Annotated in this window: 19 protein-coding genes and 1 tRNA gene; 14 read left to right on the forward strand and 6 right to left on the reverse strand. The window is 62.3% G+C overall.

What is annotated here, in order from left to right; all coding sequences use genetic code 11:
* Positions 1-111: AbrB/MazE/SpoVT family DNA-binding domain-containing protein (locus B5G06_RS12405; protein ID WP_143382754.1), on the reverse strand; the 111-nt coding region annotated here is incomplete at its 3' end.
* Between the two features lie 151 nt (positions 112-262).
* Positions 263-1,699, reverse strand: a complete 1,437-nt coding sequence (locus B5G06_RS12410) for a 4Fe-4S dicluster domain-containing protein (RefSeq protein WP_087189373.1) — start codon at positions 1,697-1,699, stop codon at positions 263-265.
* A gap of 204 nt (positions 1,700-1,903) precedes the next feature.
* On the opposite strand from B5G06_RS12410, the gene selA reads away from it, so the two are divergent.
* From selA to B5G06_RS12430, 4 genes are all read left to right on the forward strand, one after another.
* Entirely contained in the window at positions 1,904-3,253 is a 1,350-nt protein-coding gene (gene selA / locus B5G06_RS12415) for an L-seryl-tRNA(Sec) selenium transferase (protein WP_242955491.1), read from the forward strand.
* Positions 3,250-4,785: a selenocysteine-specific translation elongation factor gene (gene selB, locus B5G06_RS12420; RefSeq protein WP_087189374.1), complete on the forward strand. Its 1,536-nt coding sequence runs from the start codon at positions 3,250-3,252 to the stop codon at positions 4,783-4,785. Before selA ends, selB begins: the two co-directional genes overlap by 4 nt.
* A gap of 14 nt (positions 4,786-4,799) precedes the next feature.
* Positions 4,800-4,895, forward strand: a tRNA-Sec gene (locus tag B5G06_RS12425).
* Between the two features lie 25 nt (positions 4,896-4,920).
* Positions 4,921-5,196, forward strand: coding sequence for a GNAT family N-acetyltransferase (locus tag B5G06_RS12430; RefSeq protein WP_087189375.1), 276 nt, complete (start codon positions 4,921-4,923; stop codon positions 5,194-5,196).
* 82 nt (positions 5,197-5,278) lie between these two features.
* On the opposite strand, the gene B5G06_RS12435 is transcribed toward B5G06_RS12430, so the two are convergent.
* The 4 genes from B5G06_RS12435 to B5G06_RS12450 all read right to left on the reverse strand — a co-directional run bounded on the left by B5G06_RS12435 (position 5,279) and on the right by B5G06_RS12450 (position 10,011).
* Positions 5,279-5,578, reverse strand: a complete 300-nt coding sequence (locus B5G06_RS12435; protein ID WP_087189376.1) for an AtuA-related protein — start codon at positions 5,576-5,578, stop codon at positions 5,279-5,281.
* A 27-nt stretch (positions 5,579-5,605) separates the two neighbouring features.
* Entirely contained in the window at positions 5,606-6,952 is a 1,347-nt protein-coding gene (locus tag B5G06_RS12440; protein WP_087189377.1) for an acyclic terpene utilization AtuA family protein, read from the reverse strand.
* 46 nt (positions 6,953-6,998) lie between these two features.
* The gene (locus B5G06_RS12445) at positions 6,999-8,393 is read right to left on the reverse strand and encodes a CitMHS family transporter (RefSeq protein ID WP_087189378.1); all 1,395 of its coding nucleotides are present in this window, start codon (positions 8,391-8,393) and stop codon (positions 6,999-7,001) included.
* Between the two features lie 274 nt (positions 8,394-8,667).
* On the reverse strand, positions 8,668-10,011 hold the full coding sequence (locus B5G06_RS12450) for a sigma-54 interaction domain-containing protein (protein WP_087189379.1): 1,344 nt from the start codon (positions 10,009-10,011) through the stop codon (positions 8,668-8,670).
* 334 nt (positions 10,012-10,345) lie between these two features.
* Here B5G06_RS12450 and B5G06_RS12455 point away from each other — a divergent pair, with 334 nt between their 5' ends.
* From B5G06_RS12455 to B5G06_RS12500, 10 genes are all read left to right on the forward strand, one after another.
* Positions 10,346-11,131, forward strand: coding sequence for an ABC transporter permease (locus tag B5G06_RS12455; RefSeq protein WP_087189380.1), 786 nt, complete (start codon positions 10,346-10,348; stop codon positions 11,129-11,131).
* Positions 11,107-11,898: an ABC transporter ATP-binding protein gene (locus B5G06_RS12460; protein WP_087189381.1), complete on the forward strand. Its 792-nt coding sequence runs from the start codon at positions 11,107-11,109 to the stop codon at positions 11,896-11,898. Before B5G06_RS12455 ends, B5G06_RS12460 begins: the two co-directional genes overlap by 25 nt.
* Positions 11,899-11,968: 70 nt before the next feature.
* A complete protein-coding gene (locus B5G06_RS12465; protein ID WP_242955492.1) occupies positions 11,969-13,018 on the forward strand; it encodes an ABC transporter substrate-binding protein in 1,050 nt (349 codons plus the stop codon).
* Between the two features lie 126 nt (positions 13,019-13,144).
* The gene (locus B5G06_RS12470; protein ID WP_087189382.1) at positions 13,145-14,692 is read left to right on the forward strand and encodes a sensor histidine kinase; all 1,548 of its coding nucleotides are present in this window, start codon (positions 13,145-13,147) and stop codon (positions 14,690-14,692) included.
* Positions 14,661-15,326 (forward strand): response regulator transcription factor, encoded by a 666-nt coding sequence (locus B5G06_RS12475; RefSeq protein WP_087189383.1) that lies wholly within the window; start codon positions 14,661-14,663, stop codon positions 15,324-15,326. Before B5G06_RS12470 ends, B5G06_RS12475 begins: the two co-directional genes overlap by 32 nt.
* A gap of 42 nt (positions 15,327-15,368) precedes the next feature.
* Positions 15,369-16,184, forward strand: a complete 816-nt coding sequence (locus tag B5G06_RS12480) for a glucosamine-6-phosphate isomerase (RefSeq protein WP_087189384.1) — start codon at positions 15,369-15,371, stop codon at positions 16,182-16,184.
* Positions 16,185-16,192: 8 nt separating this feature from the next.
* A complete protein-coding gene (gene nagA, locus B5G06_RS12485; protein ID WP_087189385.1) occupies positions 16,193-17,335 on the forward strand; it encodes an N-acetylglucosamine-6-phosphate deacetylase in 1,143 nt (380 codons plus the stop codon).
* A 13-nt stretch (positions 17,336-17,348) separates the two neighbouring features.
* Positions 17,349-18,497: a class II fructose-bisphosphate aldolase gene (locus B5G06_RS12490; RefSeq protein WP_087189386.1), complete on the forward strand. Its 1,149-nt coding sequence runs from the start codon at positions 17,349-17,351 to the stop codon at positions 18,495-18,497.
* A 12-nt stretch (positions 18,498-18,509) separates the two neighbouring features.
* Entirely contained in the window at positions 18,510-19,346 is an 837-nt protein-coding gene (locus B5G06_RS12495) for a triose-phosphate isomerase (RefSeq protein WP_087189387.1), read from the forward strand.
* Positions 19,347-19,357: 11 nt separating this feature from the next.
* Positions 19,358-20,103, forward strand: a 746-nt coding sequence (locus tag B5G06_RS12500) for a lactate racemase domain-containing protein (protein WP_143382755.1), incomplete at its 3' end; no start/stop codon positions are given.

Below are 20,103 nucleotides of genomic sequence, written 5' to 3' on the forward strand. Positions count from 1 at the left end.
GTAGATCTCCAGGGGGTCGCCCTCCCGGATCCGCATGGTGCGGCGGATCTCCTTGGGGATCACGATGCGCCCCAGATCGTCGATCCGGCGCACGATACCAGTCGCTTTCATGTCGATTCTCCTCCTGCGGTTGTGGTTACGCCTCTTAGTATCCGCAGGTTTCTTTTGCCTATGCAGGCCGGAGGATGGTTTCATTTGGAATCCATAGAAAAACCGTCAGACAGGAAAACCTGTCTGACGGTTTGATGGGACAGAAAGAGAATCAATCCTGGGACTCAGGCAGCTTTTCCGCCTCGGCCACGGCGCCCTCGATGGTGCGGCCCTCGGCCTGCTTGGCGTGGCGGTCCACATCGCCCTGGTTCTTGGAAGAGCGGATCAGCTGGGCGGGGCCCTGGACACAGCCGCCCTCGCAGGCCATGCCCTCGATGAAGTTGAAATCGCCGATGCCCTTGGCGGCCTTCAGGAAGGCCAGCTTGCAGGCCTCGAAGCCGCTGCAGGGCTGGGCCTTGATCTGGAACTTGCTGTCCCGCTCCTTCAGGGCCTCGGTGACGGCGGCGGCCACGCCGCCGCTGTGGGCAAAGGAGCGGCCAAATCCGCTGGCCTGATCCAGTTCGGTATACTCCAGCTTGGACACGTCGATGTTTTGAGATTCAAACATGGCGTACAGCTCTTCAAAGGTGAGGGCGAGGTCCACCGCACCCATGGTCTTGCCCAGTTTGATCTCCATCTTCTTGGCCACGCAGGGCCCGATGAAGATGACCTTGGAGGAGGGGTCCTTCCGCTTGATGTACCGGGCGGCCATAATCATGGGAGAGGGGGTCTCGGAGATCAGATGGGCCTGGTCGGGGAAGTTCTTTTCCACATAGTCCACAAAGGCGGGGCAGCAGGAGGAGGCCAGCATCCCCTTCTCCTCCAGTTCACCGGCCTCGGTCTTGGCGGTCATATCGGCGCCCAGGGCCACCTCCACCACGTCGTGGAAGCCCAGCATCTTTAGGCCGGTGACCACCTGGCCCAGGTCGGCGGGGGCAAACTGGCCGGCGATGGAGGGCGCCACGGCGGCATAGACATTGAAGCCCCACTTTTCCGCGCCCTGAAGGGTCTGGATGGCGTCCACAATAAAGGACTTGTCCATGATGGCGCCGAAGGGGCACTGGTAGATGCAGGCGCCGCAGGAGGTGCACTTGGCGGGATCGATGAAGGCCTTCTTGTCCTCTCCCATGGAGATGGCTCCCGCCTTGCAGCCCCGCTCACAGGGACGGGTCTTCTTTTCGATGGCGCCGTAGGGGCAGGCGGTGATACACTTGCCGCAGGTAATGCACTTCTTGTGATCGATCTGGGCCTTGTGGTCCACCACAGTGATGGCGTCCTTGGGACAGGTGTGGACGCATCGGGTGGCGATACAGCCCCGGCAGGAGGGGCCCACGGTGATCTCGGTGACGGGGCACTCGTCACAGGCGATGTCCAGCACCTCCACCAGGTTGGGGTTGGTCTTGTCGCCGCCCATAGCCAGCTTCACCCGCTGAGAGATGATGGCCCGCTCCTTATAAATACAACAGCGCATTTTGGCCTCGGGGCCGGGGATGATCTCCTCGGGAATATCCAGAATACCGGTCTGGAGATCGGCGTTCCAGGCCAGTCGGGCCACGGAACGCAGCACCTCATGCTTGAGTTCCTGTACGCTGGTTTCAAATACGCGCATTGGTCAACACTCCTTCCAATCATCATTCCTCTTCCAATTTCACTAACAGCATGATAACCGCAGGGTAAGTAACCTGTCAATTAGAATGTTACCTTGTCTTACACATATTTTTGCCCCTGTTTCTGAAAACCGAAAAGTTTATATGCCTGAACGGGAAAAACTGTGGTATACTGCAAACAAATGTCATGGTAGGGAGGTGACGTTGTGGGCAAATCAGACCTGTCAATATTGCCCCGGATGGACGCATTGCTGGCCAGTCCGGCCCTGGCGGACAGCGGCCTGCCCCGCTCCGCTCAGAAGGCGGGGGCCAACCGGGTGCTGGACCAGCTGCGCCGTGCCATTCGGGCGGGAGAGACTCAGGTGCCCGAGCTGCACATCCTGGCCCAGCAGGCCCGGCAGGCGGCGGAGGAACTGGCCCGGCCCGGCCTGCGCCAGGTGGTCAACGCCACCGGCGTTGCCCTCCACACCAATCTGGGCCGGGCCCCGCTCAGCCGAAGGGCGGCCGAGGCGGTGGCCCAGGCGGCGGAGGGCTACTCCAACCTGGAGTACGACCTGGACGCAGGCAAGCGGGGCAGCCGCACCGGCCGGGTGGAGGAGCTGCTAAAGGAGCTCACCGGGGCGGAGGGGGCCTTTGCGGTCAACAACAACGCCGCGGCGGTGCTGCTCATGCTGTCCGCCCTGACCCCCGGCATGGGAGTGGCCATCTCCCGGGGAGAACTGGTGGAGATCGGCGGCTCCTTCCGGGTGCCCGACGTGATGGCTCGCAGCGGCGCCAAGCTGGTGGAGGTGGGTGCCACCAACAAGACCCGTCTGTCCGACTACCAGCGGGTGTTGGAGAGCGGGGAGGCCCAGGCCCTGCTAAAGGTCCACCCCAGCAACTTCAAGGTGGTGGGCTTCACCCAGAGCGTGGCGGTGGAGGAGCTGGCCGCTCTGGCGGCCCAATACCAGGTTCCTCTGCTGTGCGACCTGGGCAGCGGCGCGCTGGGCCCCGGCCCCTGGCCCCAGGACTACCCCACTGTGGAGAAGTGGGCGGCAGCTGCCGACGTGGTATGCTTCTCCGGGGACAAGCTGTTGGGCGGGCCCCAAGCTGGTATTCTGGTGGGCAAGGATGAGGCCATCCGGCGGCTGAAAGCCGACCCGCTGGCCCGTGCCCTGCGGCTGGACAAGCTGTCCCTGGCGGCGCTGGAGGCCACCCTGCTGGACTGGCGGGACGGGGTGTCCGTCCCCGCCCGGGCCATGCTGGAGGCCAAGCCCCAGGACCTGCGGCAAAGGGCGGAGGAGCTGGCCGCCCTGCTCTCCCCCCTCTGCCCCTGCGAGGCGGTGGAGACCGCCGGAGAGGCGGGGGGCGGCACCCTGCCGGGGGAGGAGCTGCCCTCCTGGGCGGTGGCCCTGGACCCGGCGGAGGAGTTGGAGGCTTTCCTCCGGGGGTGGACCACCCCCATTCTGGGGCGCATCCACAAGGGAAAGCTGCTGCTGGATGTGCGCACCCTGCTGCCGGGGGAGGAGGACATCATCCGGGATGCCCTGGCGGCGTGGAAAGGAGAACGGCCATGATCCTGGGTACCGCAGGCCATGTGGACCACGGCAAGACCGCCCTGGTGAAGGCCCTCACCGGAGTGGACACCGACCGGTTGGCAGAAGAGCGCCGCCGGGGTCTCACCATCGAGCTGGGCTTTGCACCCCTGACCCTGCCGGGGGGACAGATGGTGAGCATCGTGGACGTGCCCGGCCATGAGAAATTTGTGCCCACCATGCTCTCCGGCTGTGCCGGTATGGACCTGGTGGTGCTGGCCATCGCCGCCGACCAGGGGCCCATGCCCCAGACCCGGGAGCATCTGGCCATCTTGTCCCTGCTGGGCCTGAAAGGGGGCGTGATCGCCCTTACCCGGGCCGATCTGGGTATCAAACCGGGGGTGGAGGAACAGGTGCGCGCCCTGGTGAAGGGCACCTTTCTGGAGGACGCCCTCATCATCCCCACCTCGGTGGTGACAGGGGAGGGGCTGGATGAACTGAAGAGAGCCCTGGCTGAGCTGGTCCAAAAGACGCCGGAGCGGTCGGACCGAGGAGACTATCGCCTCCATGTGGACCGGGTCTTTTCGGTGGCGGGCAGCGGCACAGTGGTCACCGGCACCCTCACCGGCGGCTCTCTCCGCCGGGGGGACAGGGTGCGCCTGTGGCCGGGGGATAAAATTGCCCGGGTGCGGGGTCTCCAGAGCCACGGTACCGACCAGGAGGAGCTGGCCCCCGGCAGCCGGGCGGCGGTGAATCTGGCGGGTGTGGACCGTGGGGAGGTGTCCCGTGGGGACACCCTGGCCCCGGCGGAGGGGCTTACCCTCACCCGGCGGCTGGATGTGGCCCTGAGGGTGCTGCCCCAGGCCCCCTATGCCGTCAAAAACAATTCCGCCCTCCACCTCCACCACGGCGGGCGGGCGCTGATGTGCCGGTGTATCCTGCTGGGCCGGGACAGGCTGGAGCCGGGAGAGGAGGGCTTTGCCCAGCTGCGGCTGGACCAGCCTCTGGCTGCCCTGCGGGGGGATCGCTTTGTGGTGCGCTTTTTCTCCCCGGTGGTCACCGTGGGGGGCGGCGTGATCCTGGACCTGGAGCCCCCCGTCAAGGGGCGGATGGACCCGGCCCGGCTGACCCGGTTGGCCGCCCTGGCGGCGGGGGAGAAATTGTCCTGCCCGGCCGAAACGGCCCCCAAAGCGCCGCCGCCTTCAACGCCGGAAACCGACCCGGCGATGGAGATGAAATTATGCGAGATCTACCGGGCTGCTGGACTGGAACCCCCCACCAACGAGGAGGTGGAGCGTGCCTTCCCCGGACGGGAGGCGGCCTGCCGCCGGGCGGGCCGGGCTCTGGCCGACAAGGGCGTGCTCACCCCGCTGTCCCCCAAGGTGCGGGCCTGGGGGGAGAGCTGCCTGGAGGCACAGAGCAGGATGAAGGCCCGGTTTGGGACGGGAATGTTCACCCTGGCCCAGGCCAGGGATATGCTGGGAGTCTCCCGTAAGTATGCCCTGCTGCTGCTGGAATACTGGGACCGGGTGAGAATCACCCAAAAAATCGGGGAGGGACGGAGATTTCTGTGACTCCCCCGCCATATGGGGGCGGAAGGGTATCTGGTGAGCCCCGCGGTCTTCAAAACCGTTGGGGACGGCGTTCCCGTCCTGGTGTGTTCGATTCGCACCCGCCCTCGCCATTTTAAAACAAAAGGAGGAAGCCCTATGGAATTTCAGAGCAAGCCCGGCCGGCTGTGGGCCGAGAATGAGGAGGGAAAGCTGATCGCCGAGATCACCTTCCCGGAGGAGCGGCCCGGCGTGGCGAATATCAACCACACCTTTGTGGACGGCTCCCTTCGGGGCCAGGGGGTGGCGGGCCAGCTGGTGCAGGGGGCCGCGGACCAGATCCGTGGCCGGGATATGAAGGCGGTAGCTACCTGCTCCTATGCCGTCAAGTGGTTTGAGAGCCACCCGGACCAGCGGGACCTGCTGGCGGAATAACGAAGCAAGAAAGCGCTGGGCGCGGCCAAACGGCCGCGCCCAGCGCTTTTTATGAGGGAAAATAGGGAGAAACAGGGAGAGATCAGATCTCCATGTCCAGCAGGTAGGAGGACAGGCCCTTGCCGTGCATATCCACGGACAGGGAGCGGGTGACGCCGCCGCCCAGAGCGGCGTACATCACGAAGTTGAGGGCGTGGATGTTGGGCAGCTCATAGCGAACCACCTCGCCCTTGACCATGCCCTTGAAGTGCTCCTTCACCTTCTCGGGGGTGACCTTCTCCTTGAGCAGGTCGTAGTCCTTGGGGTCGTAGGCGATGAGGGAGATGTTGGAGATGTTGCCCTTGTCGCCGGTACGGGAGTGTGCAATATCCCAGAGTTTCATAGCAAATGCTTCCTTTCTGTCCCAGTATCAGACGGTGAAGATCTCGGCCTGGGGTTTGACGTCGTAGCGGCTCACCAGAATGGAGGCCACGGAAACGATGTCCCGGGTGCGCTTCACAGCGCCGCAGCCGCCGGCGGGGCCGTTGGTGTACAGGGCCTCCACCTCATTGCCAATGATGTCAGCCTCAGCCTTGGTCTTGGCGCGGCCGGCCACCCGCACCCGCACCTCGCTGGGCTCCTGGTTGTACTGGTAGTCGGGGTTCCAGTACAGGCTGTTGCAGCCGATGAGGTCGAACTTCAGCTCCTCGAACACGTTGGGGGCCACCAGCTCCAGCCGCTCCTTCAGGATGTCCAGGGCCAGCTTGCCCCGGGCCACGCAGCCGGGGCCGCCGTAGCTGATCTCGCCGTCGCCGATGAAGCAGTCCTTATAGCCGATGGAGCACTTGAAGGTCTCGGTGCGGGGCTTGCCGGTGATGCCCTCCACCTTCACCATATCCTTGCCGATCTCGGTAAACTTGATCTGCTTGCAGTCGGCCACCACGTCGGGAGTCAGGTAGTTCTCAGGATCATGGATCTCGTAGCAGATCTGCTCAGAGCAGGTCTCCACGGTGACCTTGCCGCCGGCCTCAGGCACCTTGGTGACGAAGAAGGAGCCGTCCTCGGACACCTCAATGATGGGGAAGCCCAGGTGGCCGACGCCGGGCACGTCCTTCTTGCCGGGCTCGGCGAAGTAGCCGCCGGTGACCTGGCCGCCGCACTCCAGCAGGTGGCCCATGATGGTGCCCTTGCCCAGCTTGTCCCAGTCCTCCAGGGACCAGCCGAACTCGTGGATCATGGGGGCCATGAAGATGGCGGGGTCGGCCACACGGCCAGTGATTACCACGTCGGCGCCCATATCCAGGGCCTTCAGGATACCTTCCACGCCCATGTAGGCGTTGGCGGACACGATCTCGCCGCCCAGCTCCTTCAGGGGCTTGTGGTTCTCCCATACCTCGGTATCCATGTACTTGTCGATGACGGGCAACAGGTCGTCGCCGGTGACGCAGGCGATCTTCATGCCGGTCAGACCGTGCTTGCGGGCGATTTCCACGCACTTCTGAGCAGCGGCCTGGGGGTTGGCGGAACCCATGTTGGTGATGAGCTTCACCTTGTGCTGCCAGCACAGGGGAAGGGCCTTCTCCATGCGGTGCTCCAGCAGGCCGTTGTAGCCCTTGGCGGGGTCCTTCAGCTTGGCCTGCTGGCCGATGGCGATGGTGCGCTCGGCCAGGCACTCGTAGCTGATGTAGTCCAGATTGCCCTTCTCGATCAGCTCCAGAGAGGGCTCCAGACGGTCGCCGGCGTAGCCGGCGCCGCTGCCAATGCGGATGGTTTTCATAGAATGACTTCCTTTCTACGCAAACAGATGAATGGATGAGGAAAGATTACAGGGCGATGGCGCCGGTGATGAAGGCCACAGCCACCATCACCAGGGAGACCAGCCAGGCCAGGGGAATGGTCTTCTTCTGATGCTCGCCCAGATCCACGCCGGACAGACCCACCAGCAGGAAGGTGGAGGCGGTGAGGGGAGAGATGGGGAAGCCCACGGTCATCTGGCCCAGAATGGCAGCGCGGCCCACATCGGCGCCCACAATGCCGAAGCCCTGAGCGGTGGTGGCCAGTACGGGCAGCACGCCATAGTAGAAGGAGTCGGGGTCAAAGAGCAGGGAAGCGGGCATGGCGATGATGCCGATGATGAGGGGGAAGAACTGACCCATGGAGTCGGGGATGATGGCCACCAGGGCGGTAGACATCTCGGAGATCATGCCGGTGCCCTGCATGATGCCGGTAAAGCAGCCGGCGGCAAAGAGCACGGAGCACATCATGAGGGCTTCCTTGGCGTGGGCGTCCACACGGGCCTTGGAGTCCTTCACGCGGGGGTAGTTGATGACGGTGGCCAGCACGTAGAACACCATGAACACCACAGCGGGAGCAAAGCCGGAGAACAGCAGGGAGATGATGGCAGCGATGATGAGGACGATGTTCACCCAGAACAGGTGGGGCCGCAGCAGGGCCTTCTGCTCGTCGGTGAGCTCCTGCTCGGTATGACCCACAGCCTGGAGAGCCACGGCGCCGATGCGCTTCTTTTCGCGGCTGCCCAGGAAGGCGGCGATGAGCAGCACACACACCATACCGGCCAGCACAGCGGGCAGGACAGGCATAAAGAACTCAGTGACGGTGGCCTCGGTGCCCTCCATGGTGGCCAGGGCGGTGTGAGCCCGGATGGTGGGGCCGCCCCAGGGCAGGATGTTCATGGTGCCGGCGGACAGGGCCACGATGGTGGCCAGGGTGGTGCGGCGCATCCCCAGCGCGTCATACAGGGGGAGCAGAGCGGGGACGCAGATCAGGAAGGTGACGGCGCCGGAGCCGTCCAGGTGGACGATGGCGGCCAGCACGGCGGTGCCGATGCCGATCTTGATGGGATCGGTGCCCACCAGGTTCAGGATGCCCTTGATGATGGGACGGAAGGTGCCGGCATCGGTGAGAATGCCGAAGAACAGGATGGAGAAGATGAACATAACGCCGGTGGCGGCCACCGAGCCGATGCCCTTGGAGCCGGTGATCATACCGCCCAGGGACTTGAAGTTGGCCACAAAGTCAACGACGCCCTGTGTGCCCTCCGGGGCGCCCTCGGGAACCACGGCCATAAAGAAACAGGCGATGATGCCGGTGACCACAGGAACCACAATCAGGGCCACCAGGGGGGATGCCTTCTTGGTCATGATGAGCACCAGCATGATCACAACCGTCAGGAATCCCAGGATTGCTAAAGGTGACATGAACGATACCTCCTCTTGATTTCGACGGCCCTCTCTCCGACCGCCGTTGCCTCTGGATAAAGCAAGACATGTGCCAAATGCGGAATAAAGGCGAAAAAAAGGGGGAAGCCCTTGCGGCACAGTGCCTTTCTTGCTTTGCTGCGCCAGAGGAAGGGAGATGGGAATTCTAATATTCTGGAAATCAGGAGGGGATGGCGGAGAGAGAAGGGACGCTCAGAGGAGACCGCTCAACGCATTCTAATATTCTGGAACAACATTCCAGTATTTTAGAATTCTACTTGCCGAGCTTATTGTAGAGGCTGGCCAGGGAGATGCCCAGCTGGGCGGCGGTCCGCTTTTTCCCCTCCAGGGAGAAGCCGTTTTTCTCCAGCAGGTTGAGAATGACCCGCTTTTCAAAGGCGCGGGTCCGTTGAGCCAGGGAAAGGCCCGCGTCCTCCTGCTGGTGGACCAGGTCGCTGGGAAGGGCCTCCTGATTGATCACCCCGGAGGGGGTGAGGTAGGCGGAGAACTCCAGTACGTTGCGCAGTTCCCGCACGTTGCCCGGCCAGCTGTGGGCCTGAAGCCGGGCGATGGCATCCTCGGTGAGGCGGAAGGGGCGGCGCAGCTTGTGGGAGAAATCCTCCAGAATGGCCTGGGCCAGGGCGGGGATGTCCCCCGGCCGCTCCCGCAGAGGGGGAATATGGAGGGGGAAGGTGCTCAGCCGGTAGTACAGGTCCTTGCGGAACTTGCCGGCGGCCACATAGGCGGGCAGGTCGGCGTTGCAGGCGGCGATGACCCGCACGTCCACCGCCACCTCTTTCAGGCCGCCCACGGGGCGGATGGTGTGCTCCTGAAGGACCCGCAGCAGCTTGGCCTGGAGGCCTACGTCCATCTCGGAGATCTCGTCCAGAAAGAGGGTGCCGCCGGAGGCCGCCTCGAAGAGGCCCATCTTGCCCCCCCGCTTGGCCCCGGTAAAGGCCCCCTCGGTGTAGCCGAAGAGTTCCGACTCCAGCATATTGGCGTTGAAGTTGGAGCAGTTGATGGCTACAAAGACCCCGTCCCGGCGGGAGCTGGCGTTGTGGATGGCCTGGGCGTACAGCTCCTTGCCGGTGCCGCTCTCGCTCTCCAGCAGCACGGTGGCGTCGGTGACGGCAATGCGCTGGGCCAGATCCTTCACCCGGGCTACCGCCGGGGTCACCGCCACGATGTCGTCAAAGGTGTACCGGGCGCCGTTGGCCTTGCTGATGCTGTGGAGCACCTGGCGGCTGCGGGCCTCCACCGCCTCCAGCTCCTCTCTGGTCTGGTAGGCGTCCTCCAGAAAGGTGACTACGCTGAGCCCCCCCACCAGGGTGTCCCCCTCATAGATGGGGTAGAGGTTGACGAAGTAGAAGTCCTTGATCTCCTGACGGGTGATGTGGAGGATGGGCTTGCCCGCCTGGAGCACGTCGGGCAGCCGGGCGCCGGGACGCAGGTCCCGCAGGTATTTGCCCTCCACCGACTCCAACGGTTCCCCCGATTCCTTGCGGAGAAACTCCAGATAGGCCTGATTACAGAAAACCAGCCGGCCCTCGGTGTCGATGATGGTGATGCCCTCCCGCATGGCGTCGAAGGCGGCTCGGGCGGCGGCGTTGAGTTCCATAGCTGTACCTCCCAGGTTTTGTTACTGTAAATTATACCCGGTTTGTCAATCAGAGGGAAGTAGGGGCTGCGGTGCGCTCCATGGCGCCGTCTGGCTGGCCGGGGCTTGCGGCCGGCATTGTTGGGATCGTCGGCGCGGCAGAAGCTGGCCCGGATCTCCAGGGGGAGGAGCAGACTGGACGCGCCCTGTATGGTGCGGGAAAATAAGGGGAGGGATGATGAAATTTCATACTTTTCTTTTTCCAAAAAGATTTTATACTAGAGTTATCCTAACCGCGGGGCTGCTTGTGCCAACCTTGCGTACGTCGGATCAATCGTAAGAAGGAGCGAAGAGAATGGAACAGAAGAAAAAGTCCCTTGCCAGTCGGATTCCATCAAAGGTCTGGCTGCTCATCTCTTTTGCGGTGGCCATGCTGGTTTGGTACATCATGTCCATCATTCCCCAGACGTCCCGCGCTTTCCCCAACGTGGTGGTGACCATTCAGGGTCTCATGACCATGGTGGAGCGCGGCGTGTTCTGGCAGGACCTGAGCAGCAGCTTGATCTCCGTGGCAATGGGTTACGCCATTGGCTTTGTCATCGCCCTGCCTGTGGCCATCCTGATGGCCTGGTATGTGCCGGTGCGCAACATCCTGGAGCCCTGGATTCAGTTTATCCGTAACATCCCCCCTCTGGCCTATGTGCCTCTGATCGTCATCTGCGCCGGCGTGGGCCGGCTGCCCCAGGTGATCGTGATTACCATCGCCTGCTTCCTCATCATGTGCGTGACCATCTATCAGGGCGTGATCAACGTGGATGAGACCCTCATCAAGGCCGCCCGGGTTCTGGGCGCCACCGACCGGGACATCTTCGTCCGGGTTATTACCCCCGCCACCCTGCCCTTCATCCTCACCGCTGTCCGGCTGGGTGCTTCCGTCGCTCTGACCACCCTGATCGCAGCCGAATCCACCGGCGCTATGGCCGGCCTGGGTATGCGTATCCGGTCTCTGAACAACAGCTTTGACGCGGCCCCCATGCTGGCCTACGTCATCATCATCGGCATCATCGGTATTACTCTTGAAAAAATCATCAAATTCTTGGAAAGGAAGCTGACGGGATGGCAGGAGAAGAGAGAAATCTGATCGTCAAGATCGATAACGTCCGCAAGGTATACAATACCCGCAACGGCGAGATGGTAGCCCTGAACGGGGTGGACCTGGACATCTATGAGAACGAATTCATCTGCGTGGTAGGCCCCTCCGGTTGTGGTAAGTCTACCCTGCTCAACATCATCGCCGGCCTCCACGAGGCCACTTCCGGCGCTGTCTACTGCAAAGGCAAGAAGGTCACCGGCACCGGCACCGAGCGCGGCGTGGTCTTCCAGCAGTACGCCCTGTTCCCCTGGCTCACCGTGAAGAAGAACGTTATGTTCGCTCTGGAGATGAAGGGCATCAAGGGCAAAGAGGCCGAGGATCTGGCCATGAAGTACCTGGAGAAGGTGGATCTGACCAAGTTTGCCGACCACTATCCCAAGGAGCTGTCCGGCGGCATGAAGCAGCGCGTGGCCATCGCCCGCGCCTACGCCGCTGACCCCGAGGTGCTGCTGATGGACGAGCCCTTCGGCGCCCTGGACGCCCAGACCCGTACCCAGCTGCAGACCGAACTGCTGGAGACCTGGGAGAAGGACCGCAAGACCTGCTTCTTCATCACCCACGATGTGGAGGAGGCCATCATCCTGGCCCAGAAGGTCATCATCATGTCCGCCCGTCCCGGCCGCATCAAGTCCATCATTGACATCGACATCCCCTATCCCCGTACCCAGGAGACCAAGATGACTCCCCGTTTCCTGGAGCTGAAGAACGAGATCTGGAGCCAGGTGTACCAGGAGTACCTGGAGGTCCGTAAGTAATCAGGTTGGAACGGCACTGGCCGTTGCAATAGAGGGAAAATCCCAAACTATTAAATAGGAGGAAATGAACGTGAAGAAGTTTCTTGCCATGCTCCTGACCGTAGCCATGCTGGGCGGCGCTCTGGCTGCCTGCGGCGGCGGCGACACCACCAGCACCCCCTCCGGCAACACCGGCACTCCCGCCGGCAACTCCGAGACCCCCACTGTTGAGACTGTTGATATCAATGTGGGCTATATGCCCAACTACGGCGGCCTGTGGAGCCTGATGACCGCCAAGGAGAAGGGCTTCTTTGAGGAAGAGGGCCTGAACGTCACCCTGACCCAGTTCGAGGACGGCCCCACCATCATCGCCGCCATGGAGAACGGCTCCGTGAACTTCGGCTACATCGGCCAGGGCGCTCATAAGCTGTGCGTCCAGGGCAACGCCACCATCATCGCTCTGTCCCACATCTCCAACGGCGACGCCCTCATCGGCGGCCCTGGCATCAGCACCGTGGAGGACCTGAAGGGTAAGGTCGTGGCCTACTCCTCCGGCACCTCCAGCGAGGATATCCTGCGCAACGCTCTGACTGCTCACAACATGACCATGGATGACATCCAGGCCATGGACATGGACGCTCCCTCCATCGTGACCGCTATGATGTCCGGCGGCGTGGACGCCTGCGCCACCTGGTCCCCCAACAGCCTGACCATCCTGGAGGGCATGGAGGGCACCACCAAGCTGGCTGACAACATGACCTTCTCCGACACCACCGTGTCCCTGGCCAGCTGGATCGCCACCCCCAAGTACCTGGAAGAGAACCGCGACGTGGCCGTTCGCTTCGTCCGCGCTCTGATGAAGGCTATGGATTACGCTGCTGACGGCAACTACGAAGAGGTTGCTCAGTGGTGCGCCACTCAGGCCGCTCTGGACTATGACACCATGTACAATCAGCGCGGCGACGCCGACTGGCTCACCGGCAAGGAAGTGGTGGAAGGCGTTGCTGACGGCACCGTCAAGGGCTACTACGAGCTGCAGCAGAAGAACCTGCTGGACGGCGGCTCCATCACCGAAGATGATGTCTGCCCCGTCGAGGATTACGTGGACTTCGATCTGATGACCGAGGCCGGCAACTACTAATGTGACCCCAGGAGGGGCGGCGGCGGAACACCGCCGCCGCCCCTTTCCCGCGTAAACAGATTCTTTACAAAGCCGGAGTGAGCGGATACAATAGCACCGGAAACCACAACTGGAGGAGGACAAGTTATGCTTCTGTTGTTGGCCGTGGGGCTGCTCATCGGCTCCATTCTGGTGCTGTGCGTCAAAAAGAATCTGGAGTCCCTGCTGCTGGTAGGACTGTGCCTGAGCCTTACGGTCTATTTCGTGGGGCTGATGGTCTTTATCGCCAAGAAGGGCGGTCTGTCCCAGGAGGTCATGAACTTCCTGTTTTTCAACCAGAAGATTCGCATCTGGGTGCAGTACCGCTTTATTACCCTGGGACAGCTGGGCTACATTGTGGCCCTGGGCCGCTATCTGTTCCCGCTGTTCCTGCTGGAGATGGCCTTCCAGTATTCCATGCTCTCCGCCCTGCGGAAAGCGCCGCTGGTCCGGAAGCTGGTGGTGGTGCTGCCTATTGTTTCCCTGGTGCTCTATTACCCCAGTGTGTATCGGAGCCTGGTGATGAAGGTGCCGGCAGCCAAGGACGTGCTGGTCCAGTTCTCTTATATCTGGGTCATGTGCTATGTGGCGCTGGCGGTAGGCCTGCTGGTTGTGGAATATTGCTCCACCACCATGCATTTTTCCCGGCGGAAGTTTCTGCCCATCGTCATCTCTCTGGTGGCGCTGGCCACTCTGTATGTGATATACTGCGGCCAGGACCCGGGGCAGATCTACCGGTTTTACAGTTATGATTACACCTGGATCAAAGGTGTGGGCTACCTCCAGTTTGCCCTCAGCGTAGGGGGCTATGTGGTGCTGGTGGTAGTCAACCTGGTGTGCGGTATCCTGGGCCTGGGCAGCCTGCTGCGCTATACCCAGACCAGCTTTGTGTCCGACCGGGACGAGGTGGTGCTGGAGCGCAAATTCGATGTGGCCCGCACCGGTGCCTCGGTCTTTGTCCACAGCATCAAAAACCAGCTGCTGGCCAACCGGGTGCTCTACAAGCGCATCCGGGCGGAGCTGCAGAAGGAGGAGCCCGACCTGGACAAGGTGCGGGGCTACGCCGACAGCCTGTTTGACAACAATGAGCTGCTCATTAGCCGCTCGGAGGAGCTCTACCGCACGGTCAAGGCCAAATCGGTACGCCTGGTGCCGGTGACCTTGGGCCGCCTGGAGGAGATCACCCTGGACCGGTTCCGCAAGAAGTATCCCGATGGCCGGGTCAGGGCGCTGATGGACCGGGAGGTTCAGGTGCTGGCCGACGAAAATTATCTGAGCGAGGCCCTGTATAACCTGCTCACCAATGCCTGGGAGGCCACCATCGGATATGAGGAGGCCAGGCCGGTGGAGTTGATCAGTCACCAGGAGCGGTTGTATACTGTCCTGGAGGTCAAGGACCATGGGCCCGGCATCAAGGCGGAGGAGTTCAAACACATTTTTGAGCCCTTCTATTCCAGTAAGAACAGCAATTTCAACTGGGGCATGGGATTGTACCATGTTCGTACCATCGTGCGCAGCCACCTGGGTTCCCTGCGGGTGGAGAACCGGCCGGAGGGAGGAGCCTCCTTCTTCGTCCTGCTGCCCCGCTATGGTACTGCCCGACTGAGGCAGGAAGGAAGAAAGCATGATACGCATTTTGGTCGCCGAGGACTTTGACCTGATCCGGGAGGATCTGTGCGACGTCCTCAATCAACAGGAAGATATGACCGTGGTGGGCAGTGCCGCCAGCGGAAAGGAGATCGAGGCTCTGGCCCTGGAGACCGACTTCGATCTCGTTCTTATGGATATCGAGATGGAGACTACTACCGCCGGCATCCAGGCCACCGAGCACATCCTGGAGAAGAAGCATGAGGCCAAGATCCTCTTCCTTACTGCCCACGAGACCGATAACATGATCCTCACCTCCATGGGCGCGGGAGCGGTGGATTACATCGTGAAAGGCTGCGAGGATGAGGAGTTGCTCCAGCATATCCGCAGTGCCTATGCCGGGCAGCCCATGCTGGACGGCAAGATCCAGAACCTGCTGCTCAAGGAGTATTCCCGCCTGCGCACCTCGGAGCGGTCCCTGCTCTTTTTCATCAGCACAGTCTCCCAGCTTACCGCCGCCGAGCGGGACCTGGTTCGGCTGCTGCTGGAGGACAAGAAAATCAAGGAGATCGCCGCGGAACGGTGCGTGGAGGTTGTTACCGTTAAAACCCAGATCAAAAGCCTGCTGCGTAAGTTTGGCTGCACCCGGACCAAGGAGATTGTGGATATCATCCGGGACCTGAATGTAACCCACCTGTTTTAACCATTGATATACCGCCATAGAACCATAGAAAGGAAGATCCACATGGACTATTATCACATTTCCGCCCAGGACCTGGGCAAAGATGCCAAGATTCCCGTCGTTAAGCTGGGTGACTCCGGCGAGGTGTTCTATGAGATCGCCATGGAGATGATCAACACCATCAAGGCTCACAACGAGAAGGGCGAAAAGACCGTCTTTATCTGCCCCGTGGGTCCTGTGGGCCAGTATCCCATCTTTGTTCGCCTGGTGAACCGGGACCGGATCAGCCTGAAGAACTGCTGGTTCATCAACATGGACGAGTATCTCAATGACGACGACACCTACATCGACAAGGAGAGCCCCCTGTCCTTCCGTGGCTTCATGGAGCGCACTGTGTACACCAAGATCGACGAGGAGCTGCTCATGCCCCCCGAGCAGCGGGTGTTCCCCAACCCCGCCGATCCCGGCTATGTGGATCGCCTCATCGAGGAGCTGGGCGGTGTGGATATCGCCTTCGGCGGCATCGGCATCAACGGCCATCTGGCCTTCAACGAGTCCCGTGAGGACATGACCGCCGAGGAGTTTGCCGCTCAGGGCACCCGGGCCCTGTCCCTGAATCCCGAGACCCGCACCGCCAACGCCATCGGCGATCGCTGCGGCGCCATCGATGCCATGCCCCACCGTGCCGTCACCATCGGCATCAAGCAGATCCTGGGCGCCCGCAAGGTCCGTCTGGGCGTGTTCCGCGAGTGGCACCGCTCCGTGGTCCGTCAGGCCGCTTACGGCGAGGTGACCGCTCACTTCCCCGCCAGCCTGCTGCAGAACCACCCCGACGCCATCATCTTCACCAATTCCCTGGCCGCCGGCCAGCCCTTCTGAGGTATCTTATGAAACGAACCCTCTTTACCAATGGCAAGGTCTATGTAGACGGCCAGTTCCAGGACACCGACCTGCTGGTGCAGGACGGCCGGGTAGCCGGTTTCTCCGGCAAGGCCGATGAGGTGGTGGACCTGGGCGGCAAGCTGCTGGTCCCCGGTTTCCTGGACCTGCACACCCACGGCGGCGACGGCGTGGACGTGAATGCCGCCACCGCCCAGGACCTGGCCAAGATCGGTAAGTTCTTCGCCAAGAACGGCACCACCGGCTGGCTGTGCTCCATCCTCACCGATACCCCGGAGCAGACCCTGTGGTGCATTGACCAGGCCAAAGCCGCCATGGCGGCTCCCATCACCGGAGCTCAGCTTATGGGCATCCATCTGGAGGGCCCCTTCCTTTGCTCTGCTTACAAAGGCGCTATGCCAGAGCATCTGCTGCGGAAGGGTGATCCTGCCCTGTTCCGGCAGTATCAGCAGGCCGCCGAGGGCGCTGTCCGGTATATCACCGTCTCTCCCGAGGTGGAGGGCGTGGTGGATATGATCCGGGAGATCTCCGGCCACACCACCGTGGCCATCGGCCACTCGGGGGCCGACTACGAGACCTCCTGTGCCGCCATTGACGCGGGAGCCGCCTGCTGCACCCACACCTTCAACGCTATGGGTCTGTTCCACCAGCACCGTCCCGGTATTATGGGCGCGGTCCTGGAGCGCCCCGTGTGCTGTGAGGCCATCTGCGACGGCCGCCACCTGCATCCCGGCTCTGTCCGGATGCTCCTGGCCTGCAAGGGCTGGGACAAGGTGGTAGCGGTCACCGACTCCATCCAGGCCGCCGGTCTGCCCGACGGGCACTATAAGCTGGGCGTCAACGACGTGGTGGTGGAGGATGGCGACGCCAAGCTGGCCTCTAACGGCGTCCGGGCCGGTTCTACCCTGACTACCGGTCAGGCCCTGAAGAACCTGGTGAAGTTCACCGGGGAGAGCGTGGAAAAGGTGCTCCCCCTGCTGACTGCAAATCCTGCCCGCCTCATCGGTATGGACCATCGGAAGGGCTCCATCGCCCCCGGCAAGGACGCCGATCTGGTGGTTCTGGACCAAGATCTGAATGTAACTGCAACCTATGTGGCCGGCGTCAACGTATACGCCGGAGAGAATTAAGGAGGAACTTATTATGCCTTTGGTACCCCTGAGACCTTTGATGGAAGCCGCTGAGCAGCACAACTACGCCCAGGGCGCTTTTAACGTGAATGCCGTGGCCCAGGCCAAGGCCGTCATCGAGATGCACGAGACCTTCCGCTCCCCCGCCATCCTGCAGGGCGCCGACCTGGCCAACGCCTTCATGGGCGGCCGGGTGGACTTTGCCAACGGCACCCTGGAGGACAAGAAGAAGGGCGCCCGCAACATCGCCAACGCCGTGAAGAAGTACGGCGAGAACTCCCCCATCCCCGTGGTGCTCCACCTGGACCACGGCAAGGACTTTGACTCCTGCGTGGCCGCCATCGAGGGCGGTTACACCTCCGTCATGATCGACGGCTCCTCTCTGCCCCTGGAGCAGAACATCGAGCTGACCCGTGAGGTGGTCAAGTATGCCCACGCCCGCGGCGTGTCCGTTGAGGGCGAGCTGGGTGTGCTGGGCGGCCAGGAGGACCACGTGTTCGCCGCCACCTCCACCTACACCAACCCCCTGGACGCTGTGGAGTTCATCCAGAAGACCGGCGTGGACGCCCTGGCCATCTCCTACGGCACCCAGCACGGCGCCAACAAGGGCAAGGACGCCAAGCTCCGCAAGGAGATCCCCATCGCCATCAAGGAGTGCATCAACCGCCTGGGCATCTTCTGCGCCCTGGTGTCCCACGGCTCCTCCACCGTGCCCCAGTACATCGTTAAGGAGATCAACGACCTGGGCGGTGATATCCAGAACGCCTACGGCATCAACGTGGACGAGCTGATGGCTGCCATCCCCTGCGGCATCCGCAAGATCAACGTGGACACCGACATCCGTCTGGCCGTGACCCGCAACATGAAGGAGCTCTTCGCCAACCAGCCCGAGCTGCAGAAGAGCCCCTCCATCGGCGGCGTGTACGCCCTGCTGGAGGAGAAGAAGTCCGCCTTCGATCCCCGCGTGTTCTTCCCGCCCATCATGGACACCGTCCTCACCGGCAATGTGCCCGACGACGACGTGGCCCTGCTGATGAGCCGGGTGGAGGCCGGCGTGAAGGAGGCTGTGGGCTCCCTGATCGTCAACTTCGGCTCCTACGGCAAGGCTCCTCTGGTGGAGCAGAAGTCCCTGGAGGACATGATCGCCTTCTACAAGAAGTAAGGAGTGGCCGGAATGAAGCATCTGTATCTGAATCTGAAGCGGTTTGACGTGCCCGTGGAGTTCGGCGGCGTCAACCGCATCGCCCCCGTGGCTGACTGGGGCAAGTATATCGTGGAGCACACCCAGGAGGGTCTGAAGCACTACGATCCCAACCAGGTGGAGTTCGTCCAGTACTTCCCCGAGGCTCACATCCTGGGCGCTGTGGCTGCCCAGTGTGAGAACAGCCCCGTGCAGGTGGGCTCCCAGAGCGTCTACCGCATGAACACCGCTGTGGGCGGCAACTTCGGCGCCTTCACCACCAACCGTCCCGCTTCCATCGTGAAGGCCATGGGGTGTACCTCCACCATCATCGGCCACTGCGAGGAGCGCAACGACAAGATGGGCGTGCTGGCTGAGGCCGGCGTCACCGACACCGCCGCCGTCAACCGCCTGCTCAACCAGGAGATCAAGCTGGCCATCGAGCAGGGCCTGAGTGTGCTCTACTGCATCGGCGAGAAGAGCGAGGAGCAGGAGCAGTGGCAGCAGGTGCTGGGCGATCAGCTGAAGATCGGCCTGGACGGCGTGGACACCTCCAAGGTGGTCATCGCCTACGAGCCTATCTGGTCCATCGGCCCCGGCAAGACCCCCGCTGGCAAGGAGTATATCACCAAGATCGCCAAGTTTGTTAAGGAAGTGACCGGCGGTCTGGACGTGGTGTACGGCGGCGGCCTGAAGGTGGACAACGCCGAGATGCTGGCCTCCATCGACGAGATTGACGGCGGCCTCATCGCCCTGACCCGGTTCCAGGGTGAGATCGGCTTCTACCCCGACGAGTATCTGGAGATCATCAAGACCTATCTTGGGAAATAAGGAGAGCACACATGAAGCTTGATTTTGAATACGGCCACGGCCTGATGAGCGCTGAGCTGCCCGACAACACCGACGTGTTTATCCCCGGCACCACCGTGCCCGACCCTGAGTGCCTGCCCCAGGACTGGGACAGCCTGTACAACGCCACCCTGGAGTCCATCCGCAACCCCATGGGTATGCCTCCTCTGAAGGAGCTGGCCGCTCCCGGCAAGACCGTGGTTTTCGTCATCCCCGACATCGTGAAGGGCGGCTGCCAGCCCACTTCCCACCGGAAGGTGTCCATCCGGGCCTGCCTGGATGAGCTGTACGCCGCCGGCGTGGAGAAGAAGGACATCCTGTTCATGTTCTCCAACGGCCTGCATCCCCGTGCCACCGTGTCCGAGATGAAGCAGATCCTGGGCGAGGAGCTGTTCAACGAGTTCTACTGGACCAACCAGATCACCAGCCATGACTCCGAGGACTATGAGCACATGGTGGACCTGGGCACCACCAAGCGGGGCGACCCCGTGCTGATGAACAAGTATGTCTTTGACTGCGACATTCCCATCCTCATCGGCCACACCCAGGGCAACCCCTACGGCGGCTACTCCGGCGGCTACAAGCACTGCGCCACCGGCATCACCCACTGGCGGAGCATTGCCAGCCACCACGTGCCCAAGGTCATGCACCGGGACGACTTCACCCCCGTGTCCGGCCACTCCCTGATGCGCACCAAGTTCGACGAGATCGGTATGCACATGGAGGAGAAGATGGGCCA

The sequence above is a fragment of the Flavonifractor sp. An52 genome (assembly GCF_002159385.1).
Lineage (GTDB): Bacteria > Bacillota > Clostridia > Oscillospirales > Oscillospiraceae > Flavonifractor > Flavonifractor avicola.

Coding starts and splice junctions, on each gene's coding strand:
- B5G06_RS12410 (WP_087189373.1), bottom strand. CDS start 1,699: ATGCGCGTATTTGAAACCAGCGTACAGGAACTCAAGCATGAGGTGCTG.
- selB (WP_087189374.1), top strand. CDS start 3,250: ATGATCCTGGGTACCGCAGGCCATGTGGACCACGGCAAGACCGCCCTG.
- B5G06_RS12430 (WP_087189375.1), top strand. CDS start 4,921: ATGGAATTTCAGAGCAAGCCCGGCCGGCTGTGGGCCGAGAATGAGGAG.
- B5G06_RS12435 (WP_087189376.1), bottom strand. CDS start 5,578: ATGAAACTCTGGGATATTGCACACTCCCGTACCGGCGACAAGGGCAAC.
- B5G06_RS12440 (WP_087189377.1), bottom strand. CDS start 6,952: ATGAAAACCATCCGCATTGGCAGCGGCGCCGGCTACGCCGGCGACCGT.
- B5G06_RS12445 (WP_087189378.1), bottom strand. CDS start 8,393: ATGTCACCTTTAGCAATCCTGGGATTCCTGACGGTTGTGATCATGCTG.
- B5G06_RS12450 (WP_087189379.1), bottom strand. CDS start 10,011: ATGGAACTCAACGCCGCCGCCCGAGCCGCCTTCGACGCCATGCGGGAG.
- B5G06_RS12455 (WP_087189380.1), top strand. CDS start 10,346: ATGGAACAGAAGAAAAAGTCCCTTGCCAGTCGGATTCCATCAAAGGTC.
- B5G06_RS12460 (WP_087189381.1), top strand. CDS start 11,107: ATGGCAGGAGAAGAGAGAAATCTGATCGTCAAGATCGATAACGTCCGC.
- B5G06_RS12470 (WP_087189382.1), top strand. CDS start 13,145: ATGCTTCTGTTGTTGGCCGTGGGGCTGCTCATCGGCTCCATTCTGGTG.
- B5G06_RS12475 (WP_087189383.1), top strand. CDS start 14,661: ATGATACGCATTTTGGTCGCCGAGGACTTTGACCTGATCCGGGAGGAT.
- B5G06_RS12480 (WP_087189384.1), top strand. CDS start 15,369: ATGGACTATTATCACATTTCCGCCCAGGACCTGGGCAAAGATGCCAAG.
- nagA (WP_087189385.1), top strand. CDS start 16,193: ATGAAACGAACCCTCTTTACCAATGGCAAGGTCTATGTAGACGGCCAG.
- B5G06_RS12490 (WP_087189386.1), top strand. CDS start 17,349: ATGCCTTTGGTACCCCTGAGACCTTTGATGGAAGCCGCTGAGCAGCAC.
- B5G06_RS12495 (WP_087189387.1), top strand. CDS start 18,510: ATGAAGCATCTGTATCTGAATCTGAAGCGGTTTGACGTGCCCGTGGAG.